General features: G+C 41.4%; 20 protein-coding genes. 3 read left to right on the forward strand and 17 right to left on the reverse strand.

Translation table 11 applies throughout. The features are described 5' to 3' along the window. Positions 1-154 precede the first annotated feature (154 nt). The 8 genes from J0N78_RS04200 to J0N78_RS04235 form a co-directional block, all read right to left on the reverse strand. Entirely contained in the window at positions 155-1159 is a 1005-nt protein-coding gene (locus J0N78_RS04200; RefSeq protein WP_209121765.1) for a histidinol phosphate phosphatase domain-containing protein, read from the reverse strand. A 14-nt stretch (positions 1160-1173) separates the two neighbouring features. Beyond that, the gene (locus tag J0N78_RS04205) at positions 1174-1959 is read right to left on the reverse strand and encodes a DeoR/GlpR family DNA-binding transcription regulator (RefSeq protein WP_209121766.1); all 786 of its coding nucleotides are present in this window, start codon (positions 1957-1959) and stop codon (positions 1174-1176) included. Between the two features lie 26 nt (positions 1960-1985). Further along, positions 1986-3002: an ABC transporter ATP-binding protein gene (locus J0N78_RS04210; protein ID WP_209121767.1), complete on the reverse strand. Its 1017-nt coding sequence runs from the start codon at positions 3000-3002 to the stop codon at positions 1986-1988. Then, the gene (locus J0N78_RS04215) at positions 2999-3865 is read right to left on the reverse strand and encodes an ABC transporter permease (RefSeq protein WP_209121768.1); all 867 of its coding nucleotides are present in this window, start codon (positions 3863-3865) and stop codon (positions 2999-3001) included. The genes J0N78_RS04210 and J0N78_RS04215 overlap by 4 nt, the downstream gene beginning before the upstream one ends. Further along, positions 3862-4704 (reverse strand): ABC transporter permease, encoded by an 843-nt coding sequence (locus J0N78_RS04220; RefSeq protein ID WP_247747105.1) that lies wholly within the window; start codon positions 4702-4704, stop codon positions 3862-3864. Before J0N78_RS04220 ends, J0N78_RS04215 begins: the two co-directional genes overlap by 4 nt. 197 nt (positions 4705-4901) lie before the next feature. Continuing rightward, positions 4902-5753 (reverse strand): alkaline phosphatase family protein, encoded by an 852-nt coding sequence (locus J0N78_RS04225; RefSeq protein ID WP_209121769.1) that lies wholly within the window; start codon positions 5751-5753, stop codon positions 4902-4904. Then, positions 5743-6852, reverse strand: coding sequence for an ABC transporter substrate-binding protein (locus J0N78_RS04230; protein WP_209121770.1), 1110 nt, complete (start codon positions 6850-6852; stop codon positions 5743-5745). The genes J0N78_RS04225 and J0N78_RS04230 overlap by 11 nt, the downstream gene beginning before the upstream one ends. Positions 6853-7256: 404 nt before the next feature. Continuing rightward, positions 7257-7853 (reverse strand): protein kinase family protein, encoded by a 597-nt coding sequence (locus J0N78_RS04235; protein WP_209121771.1) that lies wholly within the window; start codon positions 7851-7853, stop codon positions 7257-7259. A gap of 717 nt (positions 7854-8570) precedes the next feature. Between J0N78_RS04235 and J0N78_RS25695 the strand changes: the two genes are divergently transcribed. Further along, positions 8571-13946: a LysM peptidoglycan-binding domain-containing protein gene (locus J0N78_RS25695; RefSeq protein ID WP_247747106.1), complete on the forward strand. Its 5376-nt coding sequence runs from the start codon at positions 8571-8573 to the stop codon at positions 13944-13946. Between the two features lie 142 nt (positions 13947-14088). Here the strand turns inward: J0N78_RS25695 and J0N78_RS04275 are convergent, their stop codons facing one another. The 9 genes from J0N78_RS04275 to J0N78_RS04315 form a co-directional block, all read right to left on the reverse strand. Beyond that, on the reverse strand, positions 14089-14322 hold the full coding sequence (locus J0N78_RS04275; protein WP_209121772.1) for a hypothetical protein: 234 nt from the start codon (positions 14320-14322) through the stop codon (positions 14089-14091). A gap of 301 nt (positions 14323-14623) precedes the next feature. Beyond that, entirely contained in the window at positions 14624-15595 is a 972-nt protein-coding gene (locus tag J0N78_RS04280; RefSeq protein ID WP_209121773.1) for a nuclease-related domain-containing protein, read from the reverse strand. Between the two features lie 385 nt (positions 15596-15980). Then, positions 15981-16241 carry a DNA primase gene (locus J0N78_RS04285; RefSeq protein ID WP_209121774.1) on the reverse strand — a complete coding sequence of 87 codons (261 nt, stop codon included), beginning with the start codon at positions 16239-16241 and terminating at the stop codon, positions 15981-15983. A 201-nt stretch (positions 16242-16442) separates the two neighbouring features. Further along, positions 16443-18155: a putative bifunctional diguanylate cyclase/phosphodiesterase gene (locus tag J0N78_RS04290; protein ID WP_209121775.1), complete on the reverse strand. Its 1713-nt coding sequence runs from the start codon at positions 18153-18155 to the stop codon at positions 16443-16445. A 217-nt stretch (positions 18156-18372) separates the two neighbouring features. Continuing rightward, positions 18373-18795: a 3-hydroxyacyl-ACP dehydratase FabZ gene (fabZ, locus tag J0N78_RS04295; protein WP_209121776.1), complete on the reverse strand. Its 423-nt coding sequence runs from the start codon at positions 18793-18795 to the stop codon at positions 18373-18375. A 229-nt stretch (positions 18796-19024) separates the two neighbouring features. Beyond that, positions 19025-19633 carry an ankyrin repeat domain-containing protein gene (locus J0N78_RS04300; RefSeq protein WP_209121777.1) on the reverse strand — a complete coding sequence of 203 codons (609 nt, stop codon included), beginning with the start codon at positions 19631-19633 and terminating at the stop codon, positions 19025-19027. Positions 19634-19772: 139 nt separating this feature from the next. Further along, positions 19773-20996: an amidohydrolase family protein gene (locus tag J0N78_RS04305; protein WP_209121778.1), complete on the reverse strand. Its 1224-nt coding sequence runs from the start codon at positions 20994-20996 to the stop codon at positions 19773-19775. A gap of 31 nt (positions 20997-21027) precedes the next feature. Next, entirely contained in the window at positions 21028-22266 is a 1239-nt protein-coding gene (locus tag J0N78_RS04310) for an amidohydrolase family protein (protein WP_209121779.1), read from the reverse strand. Positions 22267-22780: 514 nt separating this feature from the next. Further along, a complete protein-coding gene (locus tag J0N78_RS04315) occupies positions 22781-24361 on the reverse strand; it encodes a glutathione ABC transporter substrate-binding protein (RefSeq protein ID WP_209121780.1) in 1581 nt (526 codons plus the stop codon). Between the two features lie 301 nt (positions 24362-24662). Between J0N78_RS04315 and J0N78_RS04320 the strand changes: the two genes are divergently transcribed. Together J0N78_RS04320 and nikB are read left to right on the forward strand one after the other, a co-directional pair. Further along, positions 24663-25565, forward strand: coding sequence for an ABC transporter permease (locus J0N78_RS04320; protein ID WP_209121781.1), 903 nt, complete (start codon positions 24663-24665; stop codon positions 25563-25565). 29 nt (positions 25566-25594) lie between these two features. Then, entirely contained in the window at positions 25595-26515 is a 921-nt protein-coding gene (gene nikB / locus J0N78_RS04325; protein WP_209121782.1) for a nickel ABC transporter permease, read from the forward strand. Positions 26516-26520: the final 5 nt, after the last annotated feature.

Below are 26520 nucleotides of genomic sequence, written 5' to 3' on the forward strand. Positions count from 1 at the left end.
CGCTCTCTTGATCAAGTGCGATCACCTTTAGGAAGCTGCTTCTAACAAAGGATTGCAGCTGCCCGCTGATCAACTACATAATGCAAAAGCTTTCTACGACATTATTGCTGAGAATTTTCGTGTCGGCACAGTTAGCGGCATTGCCTCGTATTGACTACAATTCTACAGCATGTCTCTTTCTTTTTGAGAAGCCTACTACGCTCGTATAATGATTGTTTTTTAGAAGCTCTGTTGCTTGATCGAGGTTTGTGCCTAAGTCATCAGGGTAGTGGGAGTCTGATGACAGGGTGAGGGGCACTTGGTAGTTAGCTAGTACTTGAAGATACGATGGACTTGGGCAAGCTTCTTTGACTGGGTAGCGGTAGGATAATCCCGTGTTCACCTCAGAAGCGATATTGTTTTTCTTTAAGGTTTCAGCGACTTGTTGATAGTTTTCAAGTAGTAATGTTTCTTCCGGTCGATATGAAAATACTTTTAAATTATCTAAATGTGCGACCATATCAAATAGCTTGGACTCGATCGATTGACATACGTAAGACGTGTGTGTTTGATACAATTCGATGAGGTTCATTTGCTCGAAATAGTGGGCTGTTTCTTTATTATCAAAGCCCCAGCCATTAATAAAATGGACAGAGCCAATGACATAATCCCACGGCTTGTTTTCAAGTAGCCTTTTCAGTTTTTCTTCTCCATTCGGAAAATAATCAGCTTCGAGTCCCAGTGCAAGGTTCACCCCTTGCTTCTGCCATTTTTCCTGTTGCGAGTGAATAAACTCAATAAAATGGTCCATCGATGGAATGGTTGAGACTTGATGCAACCACTTATTCTGTAAGGTTCCGAGTGAATCTGCTTCTAAATGCATATGTTCTTTGAAATAGTCGAGACAATCTCGGAATCGATACAAATGCTCCACAATGCCAACTTCTTTTAACCCAAGCTGTTTTGCTCGCTCTAAGTAAAGGTCGAGCCACGCTTCCGAATAGCAACCTTCCTCAACTCTGCTATTTAATTGCTTAGTGATCTGCTTAACCCACTCGATGGAATGCGGACTGGCAGTCAAACCTTTTCCTTGAAAAAAGGCGAGTGATGTTGCTGTACGTGCCAACCAGTTCGTCGAATATGGCCCTTCTTCTAAATGAACATGATAGTCGATTTTCAATGTAACACTTCCTTTTAATCTGCTAAAATCCAATCTACATTTTTAAATAAATGGTTTCCTAGCCATGCATTTGGCATCTCCGTGTTGCACACAATGGCATCGATTTCTTCGATCGAGCAAATTTTACAAAAGGCATCGACACCTAATTTCGAATGATCGGCTAGGACAATCATTTCTTTAGACGATTTAATTATCGCCTTCGAAATCATGGATTCATTTAGATCATAATCACTCAAGCCATTTTGCAGAGAGACGCCGCCAACTGAAATAAATGCTTGGTCAATAATAAAGTTTTCTAAAAGCATTTCTGTTAATTTTCCGGTAACAGAATGCTGCTCTGGGTTTAATTCCCCACCGAGTAAAATGACTTTGCCTGAAAATACACTCCGATTTAATGCATCAATAAGGATCGTTGAAACCGGTAATGAATTGGTTAAAATCGTAATATTTTCTTTATTTTTTATTTCATTCGCGAGCTCGATGACGGTTGTGCCCACATCGATGACAATCGTTGACCCATTTTTAATAAGCTCGGCTGCTTTTTTACCAATTAATTTCTTTTCTTTCTCCATAATGCTTTTTCTGTTTAAAAGTGATGGTTCCCCCTGATGGAAGCTAGACAGAACTGCACCACCATACACCCTTTTAACCATGCCTTCTTTTTCAAGTTGATCCAAATCACGACGTATCGTTTCTGTAGTGACAGAAAAATATTCAGATAAACTAGTCACTTGTACTTTTTGTTTCGATCTCAATTGATCGAGAATATATCGTTTTCTTTCATCCGGGAACCACTCCATTTCATCTCTCACCTTTCATAACCGTTTTATAGCGGGATACACGCCTCCTTTGAAATCGACAACTTGACATGATCCCCTTCTTGATAGCTGAAATGATTTCGATTGACTTCATCTACGACAATATTTTTATTGTTTAAACTTACTTTATAGCTAATCATACTTCCGTTGATCGTTTTCCTTTGGATTTTTCCTTTTACTAAATAATGATCGGAATCCTTCTCAAATGATGAACCACCTGTATGCATAATGATACTCTCTGGACGGATGGCAATATCCTTAGAATCAGTCATTACTGGCACTCCTGTACATGTCTCCCATTCCGTTTTTGTAAAGATATTATAGGCACCGATAAATCCAGCGACAAATTTATTTTTTGGTTGAGTATAAATGGTTTCTGGTGTCCCTACTTGTTCAATGGCCCCTTTATTCATCACATAGATCGTATCACTTAAAATCATCGCTTCCTTTTGATCATGTGTGACAAAAATCGTTGTAATATCGAGCTCTCGTTGAATTTTCTTCACTTCTTCCTGCAGTGATTTACGGATTTTTGCATCAAGTGCACTAAAGGGTTCATCGAGCAATAGAACACTTGGTTGGATAATTAAGGAGCGAGCGAATGCGACCCGTTGTTGCTGGCCTCCAGATAGCTCATGTGGATAGCGTTTTTCAAGTCCTCCTAAGTCCATCATGTCGATCATTTTTTTCACTTCAGGTTCTATATTACGTTGCTTCTTCATTTTTAAGCCGTAAGCAATATTTTGAAAGACCGTCATATTTGGAAATAACGCATAGGATTGAAAAACCATCCCTACGCCTCTTTTTCGTGAAGGAAGGTGGGTAATGTCTTCGTTGTTCACCATGATTTGTCCTTCATCTATATTAGTAATCCCAGCAATTGCACGTAGTAGTGTACTTTTTCCGCAACCACTTTGACCTAATAAGGTGACAAATTCACCCTTATCGATAGAGAGTGAAATATGCTCGAGAACTGTTTTGTCATCATATTTTTTTACTAATGAATCCACATTTACATAACTCATTTTAAATCCCCTTCAACCATTGTTTTTTGCACAGATTGCTCCGGTCTTGCTCTAATGATCCCCCAGCTTTTCTTTGGTGCGTTCCCGCCTTTTTGTGATTGAAAGCTTAGGAGTACCCCCGTAATGATGATAATGATCGTGTAATAGGTTATTACAATTGCACTCGTTAAATGACCGTTCTTGCTGAGCTGTTGATATAAATAAATTTGCAATGTTTCATACCGTCCGCCCACGAGTAAATTGGCTAAAGCAAATTCGCCAAATAGCATCGAAATCGATAACAAAGTCGCTGCTAAAATCCCTTTAGAAATATTCGGAAGGACAACAGAGGTAATGGCTTTTAATTTAGATGCACCGAGGATTTCAGCTGCTTGAATGAGCTCGACTGCATTGATCGTATAAATACTATTACGAATACCTTGATATACAAATGGCATAATGATGATCGCATAGACGCCAAACAAGATCCACGGCGTACCGACAATTTTAATAGAGCTAGACGAATATAAATTCAGTAGTCCAATAGCAGAGGCAACAGCCGGCACTCCGTATGGGAGCATTGAGATTATTTTTAGCAGTTGCTCTTGCTTAGGAAAATACAGCAAAACAACAAACATCGTAATCAGCATAACAACTACACTGATGAATACAGCAACCGCTATAACAAAGATAGATCGAGACAATGCGGCGATAAATCGTTCATCTTGAAAGAGCTGTACATACCAAGAGAGTGTCCACGATTCTGGCAAAATGGTCGTGCTCCACTTTTCGGATAGTGAATAGATCAATGTGCCCGCTAATGGAAGTAAAAGGTATATGGCCAATGCTATTACAATATAGACATGTTTATTATTCTTGCTCATTTTAAATCCCGCCTAACTTTTCGCATGATTTGTTCATTTAACCAAAGGGCAGAAAGCATAATTGCCGCTAAAATGACCCCAAAGGCACTAGCTAGATTCGGATTTAAAAAGACATCACCAGCAATCAGTGAACCAATTTGCAGTGGGATTAAATTGTATGTTGACCCGACTAAAGCATAAGCAGTCGCATACGCCCCTAGCGAATTAGCCAGAAGGATCGTGTATGTCCCAAAAATACCTGGGATCAGCACAGGAAGCCCTATACGTAGCCAGTAATGAAGCGAGCTTCCTCCTAATAGGTTTGAAGCATAGCGCCATTCTGAATTCAAGCCTTGGTACGTTGGAAGCAACAGCATAATCGCAAACGGGACTTGAAAGTAAACGTAGACGATAATGAGTCCAATCCAAGAATACAAGTTAAATGTCCCCAGAACATCAAGACCTAATTGCGAAAAAAGTAACGTAAAAAGTCCATTATTTCCAAGCAAAATAATAAAAGAAAAGGATAACGGAATTCCTTCAAAATAAGAGGTCATGTTTGTAATCATCACCATATATTTATTTCCTCTTCCTGCTAATTTCGTAATCGAATAGCCACTAATCGCAGCGATGATAATCGCGACCGAGGCTGAAATGAATGAGATCTTCAAACTGTTATTAATCGATTGCAGGTAAAATAGGTCATTAAAGATCAACATAAATTGTTCGAAACCAAAGGCCCCATCCGTTGACCTAAAGCTTTCAACAATCATGTTAACGAGGGGCGCTACTAAGAACCCACTAATTAATAGAAAAAACGGCACAAGCCAGACATAGATAAGTAGCTTTGAGCGTATCAACTAAAGCGTCCTCCTTTTGGATTACAGTTTAACTGAGAAAAATGATAAGAAAATAAAACTTCATTCAGTGGGGGCCTTCATCCCCCCACTGTGTAGTAGCTAAGTCCGGACAGGATCCGGGTCACACAGACGTTGTCACAGAAAGTGACGTTCTTAGTCAGTGTTCTTTCGCAAGTTTAGTTACCCTTCTTGTTTCCTTAAAGCCTTGAAGTAGTAGTCTTAGTACCTGTTAAACAGGATAAACTTTGTGGTAGCTCCTGCATGGTTTCCGATGGAGGAACATTCAGCAATTGACACATCAGTGGTGCAAACGCCAATTGGGGAATCGTGACATCGTGTATCCCTTTTGCCACCTTATCACTCAGGATATAAAGAGGAACCATACGCTCTCCATCTGTCGTACCGCCGTGCAGTCCCCATGTTGACATCCCGTGATCAGACGTTATAACGACCTGATAGCCTTCCTTTGTCCATAGTGGCACCAGTTCAGATAGAAGATTATCAACACGCAAGATTTTTTCTCGATATTCCTTCGAATCACTACCAAATTTATGTCCGGCATCATCTACATTCATGGAATGAATATAGAGGAAATCAGGATCAACTTGCCGCCTTAATGATTCTCCATCTAAAAACAAATGACTATCTGGGTAATGATCTTCCCAATAAAATCGTCCGTTCTGGATCGGTCGATTGGTATTACGTTGGTCACGATCCTCTAAAAATTGAAACGGTGCACGGTTGTACAATTCACTTACCCAGTAATACGATGCCGTCGCATTAACTAACCCATACTTTGTTGTTAAATGAAATAGACTTTCTTGTTCCGATAACCTGACAGCACTATTGTTTGTAATCCCATTTAACGAGCTAGGTGTTCCTGTTAATAGCACCTCATATAGAGGTCGTGAAAGACTAGGAAGCTCTGAAACCACTCGGCAGCGAGTAGCTTGATTGCTCGCTGCCAAATGTTCCATAAATCCAAGGTTTTCGATCGCTAAGTCATAGCGCATTCCATCGACAACAACGACAATTAACTTATCTGACATGGACGAGAACCTCACTCTGCCATAATCGTGGAAGTTCCTTTGCTGTTTTTTCCCACGCATCATGGTCATTGACTGGAACGGCATTTTTATATTGTTCTGTAGGAACCATTTTTTCTGCTATTTCCTCAGGTAGCTTTACAGACTCTCGAATAGGACGGGCATACCCTTTCGCAAGATTAATTTGTCCTTCATCACTCAAAATGTACTCCCTTGCTAGCATTGCTGCATGAGGTTGCTTAGCATTTTTATTTATAATCGTTGCATACCCACTGACAACCGAACCCTCTTCTGGAATCGTCACTTCATAACGCTCACGATCGACTTGATCTGCATAGCCTAATGAATTGAAATCCCACATAATCCCAACCTGAAGTTCACCTGTTTCCATACCTGAAACACTAAGGTTGTTTGCCGTGCTTAATCGACCTTGTTTCGCCAGTTCTGCAAAGAAATCAATTCCAGGCTGAAGGTTCGTTTCATCGCCACCATGTGCGATTGCAGCAGCTAAAACCGCCATTTGACTTTGTGTTCCCGTTTGAACATCACCTACAGAAACCATATAATCTCCTTCAAGCAGGTCCTGCCATGAACGAGGCACTTGCTTTACTTGGTCCTTATCTGCAATAAATGAAATCGTTCCTTGATAACCAACAATCCAGTGGCCCTCGTCATCCTTCGCCCAATCCGGTATTTCATCCCAATAGGAAGTTTTATAAGGAAGGGTAATTTCTTTTTCCTTAGCAATTGGACCAAAAGAAATTCCTACATCTCCAATATCAGCGGTTGCATTCTCACCTTCTGATTCCATCTTGGCAATTTCTTCAGCACTCGACATATCTGTATCTGTATGATCAATGCCATATTTCTCATTGATATCTTCCCAAGTATCTTTCCAGTTCGCCCACGTATCAGGCATTCCAACACTATGTACGATACCTTCTTCTTTTGCTTTTTCCTCAATTTCCGCCAAAGTAAGTGAATTAGAGTCGATAACTGCTTGTTCACTACTTGCATCATTAGCTCCACAAGCTGTCAAACTGAGTAGTCCCAAACCTAAAATAAAATGACGAATAAAACCTCGATTTTTTAAAAAAGTCATTTGACTTCCTCCTTATTGTTTTGTTTGAGTTTGTATTGTATTCCTTTGTTTTTACTATACGGTTTTATTGTTAATCTCATATAAAGCCAATGTTAAACAATATTAATCTATTGTAAATTGGGAGGATGGATTGAGCTTAAGTTTGTAGATGAGACCACAGGAGAAATTAAGGAGTATTCAGAAAAACCATGCTAGATAGGGAAAATAATTAAACGGGATAAAAGAAAAGGAATGATAATTTTAATAATGGAAGTGAGATCCGCAACTAAACTTCCTGTGATAGGTGAGGAAACAAATTGATGTAATTACAAGATAATAGTGATTATCAAAAATAGAAAAAGTAACTCCCCCTCCCTTCCGACCAGAGAGTTTTATGGGGTGTTACTTTTTAAATACACAATTCATTATTTAATTTTCCTATATATATTCCCAATCATATTAAGTAGGATAGCGGGCATTTTCTTAGGCAAGAGCCCTCTTCGGTAATATTTATAATATGCTTTTTTAAGGTCCTTCCACTTCGGGCATTGCTCCTTTTGTTTGAAGCGTACGACATCGACAATCATGACTGTTTTTTCAGTCGTTATAAAAATGTTTTTCAAGTGCACATCGGCAGGGTTGAGTCCTCTCTGTTTCGCTAGCTTTATGGCGTGATCTACTTCGTTGATAACTTCCTCACTAACTTTTACCCCTTGATTTAAACAGCGATAGAGCGTCATCCCATCAATATAATCGATAACTATATAATTCGAGCCCTCTTCATGTAGAGTAGGGTAATATGGGATCCCGTGAAGCATTCGATAAATATTAGCTTCTTCCTTTGCGAGATGCGTATATTGCGGGAAAAACACTTTTAGCGCTAATTTCGTTGATTTCACTTTGAAAACGGCTGCACTCCTCCCCACCCCTACTAGCTCTAAATCATCATCTTTTTCATAGACGGATATCTCTTTTCTATTATTAAATTTTATACTGTTCGCTAATTCATCGAATGATTTCATTGCTTACCACTCCCTTCAAAGGGGCAAAAATAAATAAAGGCATTAGACCAATTATTCGGTCATAATGCCTTCTCATCAAAAAAGACCTCACCAAATTAATTGGTAAAGGTCTTGCAAACAACATGGTTGCCAACAAAGCCGGGGATCCCTCCCGTAATGACGACTTTATTGTAAATGCTACTCCCCTTTAGGAATATAATTTAATTTAATTCGTTTTCATGTAATGCTATTAATATAGCTATTATAACAGGAGATGGGCGATAAGAACAGCGGTTGCACTTAGTAATTAATGTATGAACATTGATCCTTATTTTTTCGGGGTATATGAATATGCTGATCGATCTCTCAAATAGTCTTTTTCCATCTTCAGGTTAGTTTAATTTCAACTTTGACGATTTTATTTTTAATTTTGGCTGTTTTATTTTCAACATCGGCGATTTTATTTTTAATTTTGGCTGTTTTATTTTCAACATCGGCGATTTTATTTTTAACTTCTGCTATTTTATTTTCAACTTTGGCCTATTTATCGATTTCTCGACAAATTACGAGCATTTTCGAGCATGGCTCGCCCCCCTTCTGACCTACAGCTTGCTTGTCCCATATGGAATCCTTCTTTCAGCCATCAACCGCTTAGTATCGTAAACCGACCGATGCATGTTCCTTGTATTAATTTGGCAGACTAAGCATTAAGATTTTATGGTTCGGAGGGGATTTTCGATGGAGCTTTTTCGTAAATATGAATTGAATGTAAATGAAAATAATAGCTATACACTCATTGTCCATTTAGATGAGCATTTAACTGAATTTGCAGACGAATTAGGGCAGTCACCTAAAAAAAGAGGTGAGTTACAAACGCACGTCCGCGAGTTAATCAGGGAGCAATTCCCTCATATTCGCGTATCAACCGTGAAGGTGATGGCAGGCTCTTTCCTTGTCGCTTCCTTTTACTTTGGAGGCACAACAGATGCTAGTGCACAATCGACATCACCAGAAATTCAGCAGGAGGCACAGTACGATGTGTACGTTGTGCAATCCGGCGATACATTATTTTTACTATCAAAAAAATTCAATGTGTCTATTACCGCGATCCAAGAAGTCAATGGGATGACCGACGACCGCCTTTTCGTAGGGCAAATCGTAAAGCTCCCTTACTTTACATATACGGTTTCGTCTGGCGATACGCTTTATTTGCTGGCAAAGCGCTATAACACCACCGTCGATGACATTCGCGCGTTAAACGGATTAACCGGTGATGCGCTTTCGGTTGGGCAAAAGGTAAAAATACCGCAAAAATCAGACCAAGTAAAAATTGAAGAACCTATCGAAGCACAAGCCCCCGTGGAAGAGGATACAACGCCTGCGCCAGAACCGGAGACCATCACTTACACCGTCGTCTCCGGAGACACCTTGTGGAAAATCGCCAATCGATTCGGGACGTCCGTTGATGCGATTAAAACAGCCAATAACCTGACTTCCGATGCAATCTATGTCGGGCAAACGTTAAAGATTCCAACTGTGGAGGAAACAGCTGCTCCGGCCGATGAAGTCGCCGAGACACCACCTCCGGCTTCTGAACCCGCACCAGAGCCGGAAGCTGAACCTACTCCGGAACCGGCACCCGAACCAGAAACTGTCTCCTATACCGTCGTTTCCGGCGACTCTTTGTCGGTCATTGCTAAACGGTTTGGAACAACTGTCGATGCCATCAAATCAGCGAATAACCTTACTTCCGATATGATCTATGTCGGGCAAACCTTACAAATACCGCAGAAAACGGAGGCGCCAGTGGAAGAGGCAGCCGAGACACCACCTCCGGCTTCTGAACCCGCACCAGAGCCGGAACCTACTCCGGAACCGGCACCCGAACCAGAAACTGTCTCCTATACTGTCGTTTCTGGGGACACTTTATCGGTCATTGCTAAACGGTTTGGAACAACTGTCGATGCCATCAAATCGGCGAATAACCTTACTTCCGATATGATCTATGTCGGGCAGACGCTTACTATTCCCACTGAGGTGGCTGCGGAAACTCCTCCTGCACCGGTGGCACCAAATGCCCCTGTCATTACCGAAGGAGAAGCGGCGACTAGTCAAAATGCTACCTCTTATTTAGTTTCGGGAACGGCAGAGAAAGAAGCTACGGTGACGGTAACGATCTCGGACGGTGAAAATGCCCCGATCACGAAGCAAGTGACGACAAACGAAGACGGTACTTATGAGCACGTTTTTGACTTATCGACCTTAAAGGATGGCACCTTAACCGTAACCGCCGTTGCAACGAGTCAAGCAGGAAAAAGTAGCGAGGAAACAAAGCAATCCATTACGAAAAAGACGACCGCTGCAGCTCCAAGCCTCGACCATGATCCGATTATCACTGGGGTGACAGCTGAAAACTATGAAGTCACTGGGACTGCAGAGCCGAATGCAACCGTCGAAGTTCGTGTCTCAGATGGCGTGAATCCAGCGGTAGTAACAGAGATAAAAGCCAACGATAGCGGCACATATGAAGCGACTATCGATCTCCGAAATTTAAAAGACGGAACGGTGACGCTTACTGCTTTTAGTAAAGATCGTTACGGCAATACGAGTGCTATAAACAAAGCAGAAATGACAAAAATTACGGTGTCCGAAGCACCTGTATTAGAACCGACTGAAACAGTTACTATTGACAATGCCAATGCCTTCCGCTTTAACGGGACTGCACAGCCTGGTGCGACCGTGGAAGTGACGGTATCTGATGGGGTTAACCCAGATATTCGATTTACTACTACCGCTAATGACGAAGGCGATTTTAGTGAGGTAATCGATTTACTTGGCTTGAACGATGGAACGTTAGCGATTACGGCCCATGCAGTCGATCAATATGGAAATAAAAGTAGTGTTCATGAAGCTATTCTGATCAAAGATACGGCCATAGACGCTCCTACCCTTGTCCAGCCTGAGGTGATCAATCAGGAAACAGCATCGAACTATACCATAAGTGGGCAGGCCCGGCCTGGCACCACAGTAGAAGTCATGATAACGGACGGTGTTCATCCTGAGGTGCGCGGAACGACGACCACGGATGAAAATGGTGAATTTGCGATTACGTTAGATGTGACAGCTTTAGAGGATACGGCGATAACGATTCGTGCGACACAAACGAGCAAAGCCGGCATTACAAGTGACCTTCAAGAAACAACGGTAGAAAAAGATACAGCCATCCCGGATGCCCCTCTTTTTAATAATCGTGGGTTTATTAATGAAAAAAATCAAACCGACTACGAGGTCACAGGATCAGCTGAATCGGGGGCATACGTCGTCATTACGGTCACCAACGAGTTGGAGCAATCTCTTTCTTTTACAACAAAAGCAGATGATACTGGGCGCTATCGTATTCCTATCGATGTCTCCACTCTTGATGACGGAGAAGTTTTATTCAAGGTCACGCAAACGGACCTGGCAGGCAACACAAGTGAAGCCGTAACAGAAACTTTAATGAAGGATACGGTGGCTCCAACTGATTTTAGCCTTGATAATGAAGGGATTATTTTCAGTGGAAACGAAACGGACTACCTCCTAGCTGGTGAAACAGAGCCAGATAGTACGGTAGAGATTACTCTAACGGATGGTACTATTTTTATTACGGAAAAAGTAACCACAGGTAGCGATGGCAGGTTTGAAACCCCAATCGATGTAAGTACGCTCGGTGATGGCGATATTTCTGTGTTATTCACCGTTAAAGACAGGGCCGGTAACGAAGCGAAGCAAGAGGTCACCACGCTCATTAAAGATACCATTCCTCCAGGGGAAGTCACGCTGGATTTACCTGATTTTATTAACCAAGACAATGTCGATCTTTTTTCGATGATCGCGACAGGGTCAGATGACGGGACGAAAGTAGTCCTTGTTTTTAGCGATGGTGTGAATGAAGTAACAGAAGAAGTGGAAGTCAGAGACGGGGCCTTTGGGGCAATTCTTGACTTAAGTACGTTAGAGGATGGGCCGATTAGTATACGGATTACGCAAACGGATATTGCTGGAAACACGAGTGAAGTACAAATGGCGACAATTGAAAAAGATACCGTTATTGAGGAGACGGTTGTTGCAAAAAGCGGATTTAGTTATGTCAATGGCGAGCCTGTATACACGGTCATTGGAACTGCGGAGCCTGGTGCGACCGTGACGGTTTTTATCGAGAACCTACTGCGTCAAGGGTTAGATGAGCTTCAAGAAAATCCTGATCCAGATGCACCGCTTCGGGAAGAACCGATTGCTGTAAGTGCCACTGCCAATGCGAAAGGATTTTTTACCATTCATGTCCCTGTGGAGCAATTGGTGTTTACCGATGATGTGAAAATTACCGTTCAACAGCTCGATCAAGCTGATAATCTTAGCGAATTGACGTCAGTTACGGTTTATTCGTATATCGTTACAGCCGGCGACACACTGGATACAATTGCAAAACGCTTTAATACGACCGTTTCGGCGTTACGTAACATGAACAATCTATCGGGTGATACGATCCAAGCTGGGCAAGCATTAAAGCTCCCTGCTTCCGCTAGCGAAGTGACCAATCTTGGGTACTTGTATTTTGGCAATACACAGCATTTTATTAATACGGTCAATCAAACGAGTCACTCGGTAAATGTCGTGTCACCAAGCTTTTTCGATGTAAATCCAGATGGAACCTTAAAGCTCACCTATCAGCTGAATACCGATTTTATTGAAACGATGCATGAACAAGGAATTCGCGTCGTCCCATTTTTAAGTAACCACTGGGATCGAGAAGTCGGACGCGCGATGCTGGCCAACAAGGAGCTCGCTTCACAGCAAATTGCCGATGCCATCGCAACATACGATCTTGACGGTGTGAATGTCGATCTTGAAAATATTACAGCTGCGGATCGTGGTAATTTTACCGAATTTGTCCGGTTGTTACGCGAAAAGGTCCCTGCCCATAAAGAAGTGTCGGTCGCAGTTGCCGCGAATCCAAACGGCTGGAACACAGGCTGGCACGGGGCCTATGATTATACGAACTTAGCGAAGCATGCCGACTACTTAATGATCATGGCTTATGATGAAAGCTACCAAGGCGGTGACCCTGGACCCGTGGCAAGCCTTCCTTGGGTGGAGCGCTCGATTCAATATGCGATTGATCAAAATGTTTCTCGAGATAAAATTGTCGTCGGCTTGGCTCAGTACGGCCGCTATTGGATGGAAGGAATGGAAGTTGGCGGACTTGGCATCTCCAATAATGCGGTTGATCAAATCATTGAAAGGTACAACGCTACGGTCGAATTCGACGAAGCCAGCAAATCACCTAAAGCTACGTTCACTATTCGGGAAGGCGATCCAGTGACCGTCGTCAGTGGCCGGACGTTAGCTCCTGGAACGTATACGATTTGGTTTGAAAATGAACAATCGGTGAGGGAAAAACTTGCGCTTGTAAGTAAATACAATATTCGCGGCGTCGGTACCTGGAGTTTAGGCCAAGGAAATCTAGAGGTATTCAATAGCTATGCAACAACCCTTCCGACTAGCGTATCAGTGGCTACTACTTCTGGGGCAGCACCAGAACAGGAGCCCGACCAAGCACAGGACACTGTGCGTTACACGTCCTATCAGGTTGTTGCTGGAGATAGTCTCTGGGCGATCGCCACTCGTTTTGACACAACAATTGCAGCTATTAAAGAAGCCAATGGTTTAACGAGCGATACCATCTATGCCGGACAAACGCTGCAGATCCCTGTTAGTGAGGATGCGGCTATGGGCGAAGACCCGGCAGCAGTTAATGATACCGCAGAGGCTGGAGATGCTGCTGGTGGTGAAAGTGTTGTGGATGAAGAAGGTACTGCTGGTGAAGATGCTACAGGCGCTGTCGATGGTGAGGGTGCTGTAGCGGGAGTGGATGCTGCTGTAGCGGCTGATGAGGAGCCTGCAGGTGTAGCTCTTGAAGAAACGGTAACAGAAGTTCAAACATACACAGTCGTGTCTGGAGACTCCCTGTGGCGAATTGCCACAAACTTTGGTACGACAGTCGATGCGATTAAGGAAGCAAATGATTTAACGAGCGATACCATCTATGCCGGACAGGAATTAATAATCCCATAAGGAGTGTTGGATGGTGGCGAGTATGGGGTTCGACTTTTCTTGGTCGAGTTCTAGTACTCCATCCAAAATTGATTACTCCACCCAATATTAAATTAGATTGTATGAATGTTCCCTTTCATTTGGCTGCAAATGAAGGGGACTTTCAACTTAAGACAGTATTTGTAGGCTGGGAGTTGGAATGTTCTTTTCGAGCATGGAGCTCTTTTTTTCTATATTTATGTTTTTTTCTGGGCTCGCTGCGCTTTTTTACTATTTTAGGCTTTTTTTCTGGGCTCGCTACTCTTTTTTCATTTTCAGGTCGTTTTTTTTCGGCTTCGCTACTTTTATTTTCAACTTCAGGTCGTTTTTTTTCGACTGCTCGCATTTTTATTTTCAACTTCAGTCCTGTTATTTTTAACTTCTCGCACTTTATTTTCAACTTCGGCCTATTTATTTTTAACTTCTCGCACTTTATTTTCAACTTCGGCCTATTTATTTTTAACTTTACCCCTTTTATTTTCAACTTTGGTCTATTTATCGATTTCTCGACACGAACTGCCAAAAACCGACACATTGCAAATCACGTACATCTTATCAAATTAACGTGCTTCTTCTAAAATCGAACTTTGTTCTGAAAATCACCCTTCTTCCGAAAACGACTCTTCTTCTGAGAACCAGCTTTCTGCTGGAAAACGTTCTTACTTTTCCTCGTTCCCAAAATGATAAACCCGATTTTTTCTTGTCCCTGCATAAGAAAGGTCCATTGATTGAAGAATTCTCGTCATAAGGGACGGAGAAGTAATTTGTAAGAACTCTCGCATGTCGCTGTTTGTAAACTTGAGGCCAATTAGGAGTTCGTAATCTTTTATAGACGCTAGGTGCGCATTTTTGATTTCGCATGAGCACTCGGGACAATTCCATGTACCATAAGTTCTCTGTACAGGCAGGTAATTGCATGTGGTACAAAAAACGCCTTTGAGTAAATCATCCTTTGATAGCTCAAACTGCTCTAGTATATCTGGATTACTAGAAGAATGTTGTTTTTCAATTCTGCGGATTACTTTTTTTAGTTCTTTCTCTGAAAGTTGGTCTTCTTGAAATTTTTCCTGAATCTGATTAATTTTCGTTGGAAGGTATTCACTGCGGATCACTTTTTGGTAGAGGTCTTTGTGTTCTGAAGAAGATTGAAGAAGGGTGTAGGGGTTACTAATCACAACTAAAGAAATAATCGGAACTTCCGGTAACCGGTTCATCGCCAGCCACTTTTTCAATTGCTGCTCCTGCCGTTGAATCTGTAACAGTGGATCTGGAAAGACTTCCTGCTTACCGTCCAAGGTTCGAATAAGCTGGTGGAATGTTTGGTCAAAATATAAAGTACCTGAATAGTTTTTCACCTCTAATATTAATATAAATTGTCGAGACAATAATAAACTATCCATTTGAAAGTGATGCGTTGAATCGTACAGCCGTACATCGTGTAAAATGAAGTAGTTTTTCTCTGGGAGGAAGCTTAGAGGGTAATCAATCGAGGATTCTCCCTTAAATCCAGCGAGCCTTTTTGCTAATTTTTCTCTTATTATTGGCTGCTTTGGATGATGTTTGGGGATTCTACGCTGTAATGCTTGTAGCTTCTGAATGGTTAGAGGCACTTCCCGCTTTTTTATGATCATTTTATCACTCCAATTCGAATTTTTCGTGAGTGGAATTCTAGATCTCGGTGTACATTTCCTCTATTTTTTCTATTTTATTTTTGTTATTTTTTCGTTGCGGTTGTTTGTTTTAAAGTTTGCTTATTTTATCGTTTAATTTAGAGTTCTTATTTTCAACTTTGGTCTATTTATTTTTAACTTCTCGCATTTTATTTTCAACTTCAGTCCTTTTATTTTTAACTCCACCGATTTTATTTTCAACTTTGGCCTATTTATCGATTTCTCGACACCAATCGACGCAGATCGCCACTCCACATCTACGCCGAACGGCTCACCAAATAAAAAAAAGGTTGCCACCGATCTGTTCGATCAAGTGGCAGCCCTAGTCACAATAGTGTGGTTATGATTAACCTTGGTTTTCTTCTTCGCCTTCAGCTGGCTCTTCTTCAAGCTCAGCACCTTCTTCAAGCTCTAGCTCTGCATCTTCTTCAAGTTCTAATTCTGCTTCTTCTTCAAGCTCTAATTCAGCGCCTTCTTCGCCTTCAGCTGGCTCTTCTACTGGTGTTTCCTCTACTGGTGCTTCTTCGTCTGCTGGAGTTTCTCCACAAGCAGCTAATACTCCTAAAGCTAATGCAGCTGTACCTAAACCTAATAAGAATTTCTTCATAATCATCAAACCCCCGTAATGGTTTTAATCTGACTAACAACATGTGTGTTTCTGTTAGCCTGACGTAATCTTAGCAAACAGCGAATTACGAGTCTACCTAATTCAGGGATTTTTGGCAATATCACGATACTCTTACAAACTGTCATAGAATTTACCACAATTGATTTTCATCTTTAAAAATAGAACACATCTTTAAGTTTGTTATACAATGTTCACATTTTCTTTCATCGTTCTCATGACCGATTCACAATTTTGAAAATCAAGCGGCTTGCTGAACAAGTACCCCTGGGCATGATTGCACCCTTCATTTCGAATGAGGAGCAATTGCTCTTTCGTTTCTACTCCTTCACATATGACAGAGAAATTTAAGCTTTTGGCCATCGAAATGATTAGTTTGACAATCGCATGGTTTTCTTGGTCCTCACTGGATTGCTGGAGAAACGATTTATCGATTTTTAACGTATTTATGGGAAAGTATTTCAATTGACTTAGCGACGAATAGCCAGTTCCGAAATCATCCAGTGAAAGCTGGACGCCGATCTTTTTTAATTCATTTAGCTTTTCTACCGCTTGTTCGATTTGAGTAATCGCCATATTTTCTGTAATTTCAAGACAGAGCAGGCCAGGGTCTAACTGCGTTTCATGTAAAATTTGCTTGACTCTGTCAACAAAGTCGTATCGATCAAATTGTTTTTGTGAAATATTGACCGAGATGACTAAATCCTTAAAGCCTTCATCATGCCACTTTTTCGTTTGCTGGCAAGCTGTGCGCAGTACCCAGTCGTCAATTTTCACGATAAGGCCTGTTTCTTCTGCAGCAGGAAGAAAGGCTGCTGGTGGTAAAATGCCCTTTTTCGGATGGGCCCAGCGGATGAGCGCCTCAATCCCATAAGGCTTCCCTTTTTCGACATCAACTTGAAGCTGATAATAGACTTGAAACTGCTTCTCTTGTACAGCGTTCCTTAGCTCCCTTTCTAGCTGTAACCGATCTCTTGATCCTTGATTCATCGAATAATTGTATTCTTGACATTGACTTCGTCCAGCTTGTTTTGCCTGATACATTGCACTATCTGCATTTTTTAATAAAGTGTGAAAATCTAATCCATGGTCTGGGTAAAAACTAATTCCGATGCTTGTATTTGAGTAAATTTTCTCACCAGCACAATCGACTGGAGTTTGAAAGGACTGAATAATCTGCTTTACCATCGCATAGGCTTCGGCTTTATTATGTAGTGGGTGAAGTAAGATCGTGAATTCATCTCCACCAAATCGACTGACCGTTCCAGTGGTCCCGATGATTTTTTGAAGTCTCTTTGCAATATGTTGAAGGAGCTGATCCCCGATGTGGTGGCCAAGAGAATCATTTACTTTTTTGAAGTGATCCAAGTCGAGGAACAACATAGCAAATTTTTCATCATGATGTTTAGCGTGACGTATCGCTTCTTTTATCTGTTTTTTGAATAATGTTCGATTGGGAAGTTGCGTTAATGTATCGTGATACGAAAGGTAGGTTATTCGCTCTTCCACTTTTTTTCTATCTGTTATATCTCTTATCATTCCTATAAAATAATTGTTTTCTTCGCGGTCTTTTTTTATATGAGCGATCGATACGTATGACCAAAACAGTTCTCCATTTTTACGCTCATTCATAAGCTCTCCCGACCAACTGCCAGCTAAATTGATTTTTTCCCACATATCATGAAATACGATACGAGACGTCTTTTCCGACTGTAAAAACCTTAAGTTTTTATGAGCGATTTCATCAAAGGTGTACCCTGTCATTTTTTCAAAGGAGGGGTTTACAGCGATGATGTTCTGTTGATTATCGGCGATCATTATTCCATCATTCATGTGTTTAAACAGCTGCCAAACATTTTCATAGTCACTAGAAAACTTTTCTAAAATGGTTTTCATCGTACGTGGCTCCCTGTTTTTAAGAATACGATCATGAATTTCCCCTACTTTCTTCTTTCTCTTTTTCATTAGTAGCTTTTTACCCGTGACTTTCATCTCATTTTAATATTCTATAAAATTCGTCAAATTCCTACTTGAATCTTTGTTTTCTAAAAATAAAATGGTGCCAGGTACCTTTAACATCGTGAAGCGTTAAAGGTGCCTGGCACCGGTTCAATTATTTTAATGCAAACATTAAGTCTGTTTCACAAACGACTTTTCCGTCGACGGAAGCTGTCGCTTTTCCTTTACCGATTGGACCACGGAGGCGGACAATTTCGACTTCTAGTCGTAATTGATCCCCTGGTTTGACTTGCTCTTTAAAACGGCAGTTATCAATGCCAGCAAAGAATGCGAGTTTACCGCGGTTTTCTTCTTTTTTTAGAATAGCTACTGCTCCTACTTGTGCTAATGCTTCAATAATGAGGACGCCTGGCATTACAGGATAATCAGGGAAATGGCCATTAAAAAATTCTTCATTTGCGGTTACATTTTTGAGACCGATGGCGCGTTGTCCTTCCTCTACTTCTAAAATTCGATCGATGAGGAGAAACGGATAACGATGCGGGATAATTTCTTTAATTTCTTCAATTGATAACAAGGTACTTTTCCTCCTAAAGGGTGCCTGGCACCATTCTTTTTTTCATTGTTATATTGTACCACAAGGAGGACCAAGTCTTGAAATTTTGATCGCTGATCGCTATTGGCCGCTCGCTCATCCTGGAATTGAGAAGATCGGGTTATCGATGAATTAGTCATGTCACTTCGATATATTTAACCTATAGTTTTACATTTGAGCCATGCTTTCTCCTAAAAAGGTAGTAGTATAGTCACACTGCTCCAGCTTCTAACAATATTTTTTCAATTTCCGTGTATCCTTTTCTTCTCGCAAGTTCTAGTGGTGTAATACCATATTGATCAACCATTTGCGGGTCAGCACCGTGCTCAAGTAATAATTTAATAATAGCCTGCTGTATTTCTCCACCGTCATTCAGGATGATTGCTTCGATCAAGGGAGTCCATCCGCAGTAATTTGTATGATTCACATTGATGTCTGTTGTCGATACTAATTCACGGACGACTTCGATGTGCCCCTTTTCACTTGCTGGCGTAATCCCGACACCGCCAAACCGAGTGACGAGCTCTACATCCGCACCCGCACGAATCATTAGTTTCACTAGCTCTACGTCTCCTTTAATGCAACCATATAAAAAAGGATTGAGACAAGTTTGGTCTTGGACATTAATATCAGCCCCTGCATCAACTAGGAACTTCACTGCAGTATGATGGTTATTTAAAGCAGCAATTAAGATCGCTGTCTGCTTTTGTTTATTTGTAGAATTGATGTCGACCCCTTGTTCTAGGTGTTTTTTCAATTCCTCAAGATCACCTTTAGCTGCTGCTTCCAAAAAAGTTTGCGTTAAATCCGTTTTCAACATTTTAAATACCTCCACGGTTTAAGAATATTGGCTTCTCTTTATATCAAATATTGTCGGCGCAGTTGATAGGGTGGTAGGACCCTGATCTTGTTATGTTAGTTAGAAGGAAGACCCAATTATTGAGCATCCGTACTAAACCTTATGCTAATTCTCCTACTACCATTTTCCCTTTAAAAATAACTGCTTCACGTTTTGGCGTTCTGGCTACTGCCTCCGCTGAGCAAGATGCATCGACAAGAACTAGATTTGCAGCATCACCCTCAAGCGGCCATGCTACTTCACCGTCTTTATTTAATGGCGTTGGTCCGCCTGTCGCCCATTTCAACGACTGGGCTAGTGAACGTTCGTCACTTTTTCTGTAAAGCTCACCATATCGTGTTACTTTTTCTAAAACATCTCCCGTGCCAAAGGGGCCCCACGAATCATAGAAACCATCGCAGCCTAAGTAGACATTTACTCCTTTTCGATCTAAAAGCTCAATTGGCGGCAAAGATTTTGTAATTGGAATCGTTGACATAATCGACATTCCGAGGCTGCTTAATTTGTCGGCGAGCGCTTCTGCCTGAGGGAGCGGCACTTCCCCTAAGCTAAAGGCATGGCTCACTGCAGCGCGATTGTACCAGTTCGCTTCTTCTACTAATTCTGCTAATTTATCAATCGTATAAAATCCCACATGTCCCCCGTCATGCAAATGGATATCGATATCCGCGTCAAACTCTGTGGCCAGATTCATTACTTCATCCAGTGATCCCTCAATATTATGATCAATTCCAGCTGGATCGAGCCCACCCACAATGTGTGCCCCAGATCGCATCGCTTCTTTCATGAGCGGAATCACACGTTCTCTTAATAATCCGTGCTGCGGGAAGGCCACAATTTCGTAAGTCAGCTTATCGGAGTAATCCTCGAGCGCCGCTTGCACACCTTCTAAATTTTTCAAGCCAATATATGGATCGATATTGACATGGGTGCGAATATGAGTGGCGCCCTGTGACAGAATGAGTTCGATCATTTTACTTGCCCGTTGCTTTGTTGTTGGCGCTAATTCTTCCAGCTCCCTCGCTTCATACTCTAGGCGTTCTTTTAAGTTTTTCGCTGGCTTACACGCTTTCCAGTCCAGGGATAGATAGGTTTTATCTAAATGATTGTGCATTTCCTTAAAAGTTGGCAAGGCTAACAATCCTTTGCCATCAACCGTTTTTTCATCACGCGGGATGACAAAGCCTTGATTCTTTTTTTCTATGATTTTTCCAGCTTCGATTTTCAAATGGAATACCTCGGTCTTTGTCGAATAAATCCCTTTTTCATCTTGAAGATATCCGGTTTCTAATCGAATATTTGTTAACCAATACGGAGTTGACATTATAATTCCTCCTCTGCTTATTTTTTAAAAACTAGACTCTTTCTGAATTCGATTCTGCTAATTTGCTTTCGACCTTTTTTCCTTTAGAAAATAAAGACTCAACTGTTGCTCGCCTTGCAATCGCTTCAGCTGAACATGTAGCGTTGACTAACATCATCGTTGCCTCATCGCCAACTTTTGGCCAAACTCGTTCACCCTTTTCATTTAATGGCGTGATGCCACCAGTGGCGTATTTTAAGGCAGAAGCTAAGGAATATTCATCTATCATCCGAAATCTCTCCGCAAGCATTCCAAGCTTTTGGATCGTGTTTCCTGTGCCGAATGGAGACCAGTGATCGGTAATACTGTCATGGCCGACGGAAACTTGAAGCCCTAATTTATCAAGGGTTGGGATCGGAATTGTTGCCCGATTAATGGGAACTGTTGTCGTGATATCCAGCTCTTGATCTTTTAAAATCGCAGCCATTTCAGTAAGTTCCTCCCCTTGAAGATCACCTAAAGCAATCGCATGACTGATCGTTGCTTTTCCTTTAAGGCCAGCCTGGTTCGTATAATAAGCCATTCTCTCAAATGTAAATGCACCTAAAGTGTCAGGGTCATGAAGGTGAATGTCGACACCACGATTGTTTTCAACGGCAATGTCAAAAATCGTAGCTAAAGATTTTTCAATGTTTCGATCAACCGTCGCTGGGTCGACACCGCCAACTCGTGTTGCTCCATTTTTCATCGCATCGCGGAGCAGCTGCACGGAGTCACTTCTTAGGAGACCATGCTGCGGAAACGCGACAATTTCATACGTAAGAACATCTTTGTACTTTTCTAAAGCATTTACCGTAGCCTCTAAGTTTTTCAGTCCAATCACTGGATCGATATTGCAGTGCGTGCGAATATGCGTATGACCATGTTTTAAATACAATTCAATCATTTTTTCAGCGCGTTCTTGGGCGGTTGGCAAAAGCTTGGGTAGAAGCTCTCTTTCCTCTTCTAATCTAGTAAAAATTCCTTTTGTAATCGGTGTGCAAGCCTTCCAAGGCCCACCATAGTAAGTTTTATCGATGTGAATATGCATATCTCTTAATGAAGGGAGTAGTAGCTGCTCCTTGGCATCAAACTGATTTTCAGCGGCTTCTGGAGCAGTGTGTGTAATTTCTATGATCCTGCCAGCCTCGATTTTCACGTGACAAAGCTCTGTTTCAGTACCAACAATTTGATCATTTTCATAGATAAAGCTTTTTTCTAAACGGGCATTCTTAATCCAAAAACTGGTCATTCCAATACCTCCTCTATTGATTAGAAAAGCGCAAGCGCCCGTTTAGCGGCGTATGGACTGGAGCCCTCCCGTATGAGATAAAGGAAACACGGAGAAGCGCTAGCGATCCGATGTTGACTTATCGTAAGGAGGGGGAGCGAAGTCCACTAGACGCTGGGCGCTGCAGCTAGACAAGAAAAGCGGAAGGTGTCTGCTTATCGGCGACAAGCGCTGGAGGACCAGCAATTAGTGTCTTGATTTTTAGACACGTTTGATGGACCGAAGCGACCTCGAGCCGATGACACCTGCAGCTAGACACCCTGAAATTTAAACTTTCTTATTCTTTTAGAAAAACACGATTTATCGCTGCCAATCATGGCAAAAATCAATGTCTTTTCTTCTACTTTTTTCCTTTAAAGAAGTTAACCTTTTTTAAAGGGAAATAAGGAAAAGCACTTTTTTAGCAAAAGTACTTTCCTTATTGAATATCGGTTGAAGCATTAAATGGTTAGCTGATTTACCCCAAACCACGCTATTATTTAATGATCACATCATCGATCATCAAATAGTTTGCCGCATTGATCCAAAAATCGCTTACGTTACTACTATGAACAGCCATATGCTCATAGTTACGGATTGGAATATAAACGGCATCTGCTAATTCCATTTGCATCACTTGCTCATAAAGCTCCTGCCGCTTTGCGTCGTCTGTGACGCGACGTGCCGCTTCGATGATTTCGTCTACCTCTGGGTTACTATAGTAGAAGTGGTTTCCTGGAGGTCCTTGTGATGCGGTATGGAATAAATTGTATTGGTTGTAGTCTCCATCACCTGTCGCATTTCCCCAGCCGCCAATAAACAAGTCATGATCCGATTTATCGATCGTATCAATATAAGCACCGTACTCCATCACTTGAATGTTCACGTCAACTCCAATCCCCTTTAATTGAGATTGAATGACTTCAGCCATATTAATTCGTTCTTTCCGGTCACTTGTCAGCAAATTGAGCGTTAGTCCGTTCTCAAAGCCGGCTTCTTTTAATAATTTTTTCGCTTCATTTAAATCATAGTCATACGGCTTTACATTTTCACTGTGACCGAACACCTTTGGACTCATTGCCGCATTCGCAAGAGTACCTACGTTATTATAGACACCGTTAATAATCGCTTCTCGTTCGATTGCATGACTAATTGCTTTACGCACCCTTACATCATCTAAAGGCTGCTTCTTCGTATTAAAACCAACGTATTCGACAGCAAGTCCTTCCGTACGGTAAAGTCCCATCGTATCTGAGGCCTCAATTCGCTCAATTTCCGTTACAGGGACTTGATCGTTAATATGGGCTTCACCTGTTTCAATCATCGCTAAACGTGTCGCATCCTCAGGAACGACTTTGAAAACAACACGATCAATATTTGGTTCTTTCCCCCAGTAGTTTTCATTCTTCTTTAGGGAAATTTCCTGGCCAGTTTTCCATTCCTCGAAAACGAATGGACCTGTCCCAACTGGATGCTCCATTAATTTTTCAGGATTCTCCGCTAATGCATTGGGACTCATGATACTTCCTTCATTACTTGCCAAAATCGAAAGTAGCGGAGCATAAGGATAATCTAGTATTAATTGGACTGTATAATCATCCATTACTTTTACTTCGTTAATCATTGCGAACTTCTCACGCTGCGGTGATCCAGTCTCAGGATCGAGCAACCGTTCAAATGTTGCTTTTACTGCATTAGCATCAAATGGCGTTCCATCATGAAACGTAACGCCCTCTTTTAACGAAAATTCCCACGTCGTATCATCAATAACCTTCCACTCGGTTGCTAAAAGAGGTTGAATGTTCATCTCTTTATCGGGTTCAACAAGAGTTTCATATACTTTTTGATAAACGATGTTCGCAGAAGGAATATCTGTAATAAAATGAGGGTCTAATTTTGTTGCATCTGACAAACGAACAACAGTTAGCTCCCCTCCTTCTTTGGCTTCTTCTATTTCGATTTCAGTTTCCTTTGACGTGTTCGATTCAGTAGTACATCCGAAAGTAAAAAATAACATCGATCCGATGAAAGCAAACAAAATTCCATTTCTAAGAATGGATCTTCTTTTTTTTCCCATTTTCTTCTCTCCCTTATTATATTTGTAAAGATTCCGACCTCTTCGGTTAAAACGATCCTTCACCTCCTACGCTAACGCTTATCTGCATTATAGAAAATGATGCGAGGGAATATTTACAGAATATTTACTTGTTTTTTAAAGATTTTGACAACTACTTTAAAAAACATTTACTTTACATAAAATTTTGATAATTTTAAACAAAACACGTTTCATTTCTATACCTACTCTTTTATTGAAAGGAGGAATTTTCAAAGCGATCTACCGTCTCATTTTCTGAAAAAACTTTTAGGGGGGAAATCATATGTCACTTGAAGTAAAAACGGAACAGCCAAATGTCGTCACGAAAACGTTATTTAGTCCAAAGGAATCGAAGCTGAAAGACTTTCTTTCTACATTACTCATCAATAAAGCGGCACTGGTTGGAGCCATCATCATCGTTTTCTATATTTTTATTGCTTTATTCGCACCACTGCTTGCTCCATATAGTCCTTATGAAATTAATTTAGAAAATAAATTGATGCCGCCATCGATCGATCATTGGATGGGAACTGACGATAAAGGGAGAGACATTTTAAGTCGAGTTCTTTATGGGTCAAGGCTTTCAATGGGAGTAGGATTTGCAGCCGTATTATTCGGGGCTTTTTTTGGAATTATTTTTGGTCTCGTTGCCGGTTACTACGGCAAATGGGTTGACTCATTCATTATGAGAATGATGGACGTAATGCTTGCCTTTCCAGGAATTTTATTAGCCCTTGCGATCATTGCCGCTCTTGGTCCAAGTCTTATCAATGTGACTATTGCTGTTGGCGCTTTCTCAGTTCCTTTATTTGCAAGAATTGTTCGCGGATCGACTTTAGAGGTAAAACGCCTTGAGTATATTGATGCGATTCGATCACTTGGTGCCAACGATTTAACGATCATTGTTAAGCATGTTTTTCCGAATATTCTTTCACCAATTATTGTCCAAGGTACGTTACGCCTTGCCACTGCGATACTTTCTGCAGCTGGTCTGTCCTTCCTAGGGCTTGGCGCACAACCACCCTCTCCAGAGTGGGGAACGATGTTAAGCAGTGGTAGAGATTTCTTGTTCTCAGCACCATACATTGCCTTGTTTCCTGGCTTGGCCATTTCGATTTTAGTTTTAGGTTTTAATATTTTTGGTGATGGTTTACGAGATGCATTTGATCCAAGAATGAAAAATTAAATAATAGGTGAAGAGGAGGTTACTAACCGATGCTGATGTTTATTTTACGCCGTGTCTTACAAACAATCCCAGTGATTATTGGAGTCACATTTGTTGTTTTCTTTATTATGCAGCTCGTTCCTGGTGATCCGGCCGTGCTGCTTGCAGGTGAAGGTGCTTCAAAAGAAACGATTGAAGCCATTCGTGAACAGCTTGGGTTAAATCAACCTTTATTTATTCAGTATTTTGATTACTTAATAAATGTGTTCCGAGGAGATTTAGGAGTTTCATTAAAGAATAGCCAGCCGGTGTTGGATGAAATTTTAGTTCGTTTGCCGATTACGATCGAACTTGCCTTTTTCAGCATCATTATCACGATTGTTCTCGGAATGGCAGCAGGGATCATTTCAGCTGTCAAACCGTATTCTTTTACAGATATTAGTGTTATGCTCATCGCTTTGCTTGGAATTTCACTGCCAAGCTTCTGGTTCGGTTTAATGCTCATGTATTTCTTTTCTGTCAAACTGCAAATCCTGCCTGTTGCGGGCTGGGATAGTATCATGCATGTGATCTTGCCTGCGATCACTTTAGGAGCAAGCGGTGCGGCCATTGTTGCTCGAATGACGAGATCGAGTATGCTAGAAGTCGTTCGCCAGGACTATATTCGAACCGCCCGTGCCAAAGGCCTTCGTGAACGGATTATCATTTATAAGCATGCGTTAAGAAATGCATTAATTCCTGTCATTACGGTTGTTGGCTTGCAGTTTGGTGCCTTACTTGGCGGAACGGTCATTATCGAATCGATCTTTGCCATTAATGGATTAGGTCGAATGATTGTCGATGCGATTCGCATGAGAGACCTGCCAATGGTCCAAGGCGGCGTCTTATTTGCCTCGCTAATATTTGTCATCGTTAATTTATTCGTTGATATTTTTTATCGATTCTTTAACAAACGGATTGATTTAAATTAAGGGGT

The organism is Alkalihalobacillus sp. BA299 (assembly GCF_017745675.1).
Taxonomy (GTDB): domain Bacteria; phylum Bacillota; class Bacilli; order Bacillales; family Bacillaceae_F; genus Alkalihalobacterium.

Bases quoted from the DNA above. Each gene is read 5' to 3' on its own strand.
- nikB (WP_209121782.1), top strand. From the start codon at position 25,595: ATGCTGATGTTTATTTTACGCCGTGTCTTACAAACAATCCCAGTGATT.
- J0N78_RS04305 (WP_209121778.1), bottom strand. From the start codon at position 20,996: ATGTCAACTCCGTATTGGTTAACAAATATTCGATTAGAAACCGGATAT.
- J0N78_RS04290 (WP_209121775.1), bottom strand. From the start codon at position 18,155: ATGAAAACCATTTTAGAAAAGTTTTCTAGTGACTATGAAAATGTTTGG.
- J0N78_RS04285 (WP_209121774.1), bottom strand. From the start codon at position 16,241: ATGAAGAAATTCTTATTAGGTTTAGGTACAGCTGCATTAGCTTTAGGA.
- J0N78_RS04315 (WP_209121780.1), bottom strand. From the start codon at position 24,361: ATGGGAAAAAAAAGAAGATCCATTCTTAGAAATGGAATTTTGTTTGCT.
- J0N78_RS04235 (WP_209121771.1), bottom strand. From the start codon at position 7,853: ATGAAATCATTCGATGAATTAGCGAACAGTATAAAATTTAATAATAGA.
- J0N78_RS04210 (WP_209121767.1), bottom strand. From the start codon at position 3,002: ATGAGTTATGTAAATGTGGATTCATTAGTAAAAAAATATGATGACAAA.
- J0N78_RS04205 (WP_209121766.1), bottom strand. From the start codon at position 1,959: ATGGAGTGGTTCCCGGATGAAAGAAAACGATATATTCTCGATCAATTG.
- J0N78_RS04215 (WP_209121768.1), bottom strand. From the start codon at position 3,865: ATGAGCAAGAATAATAAACATGTCTATATTGTAATAGCATTGGCCATA.
- J0N78_RS04300 (WP_209121777.1), bottom strand. From the start codon at position 19,633: ATGTTGAAAACGGATTTAACGCAAACTTTTTTGGAAGCAGCAGCTAAA.
- J0N78_RS04310 (WP_209121779.1), bottom strand. From the start codon at position 22,266: ATGACCAGTTTTTGGATTAAGAATGCCCGTTTAGAAAAAAGCTTTATC.
- J0N78_RS04280 (WP_209121773.1), bottom strand. From the start codon at position 15,595: ATGATCATAAAAAAGCGGGAAGTGCCTCTAACCATTCAGAAGCTACAA.
- J0N78_RS04230 (WP_209121770.1), bottom strand. From the start codon at position 6,852: ATGACTTTTTTAAAAAATCGAGGTTTTATTCGTCATTTTATTTTAGGT.
- J0N78_RS04320 (WP_209121781.1), top strand. From the start codon at position 24,663: ATGTCACTTGAAGTAAAAACGGAACAGCCAAATGTCGTCACGAAAACG.
- J0N78_RS25695 (WP_247747106.1), top strand. From the start codon at position 8,571: ATGGAGCTTTTTCGTAAATATGAATTGAATGTAAATGAAAATAATAGC.
- J0N78_RS04225 (WP_209121769.1), bottom strand. From the start codon at position 5,753: ATGTCAGATAAGTTAATTGTCGTTGTTGTCGATGGAATGCGCTATGAC.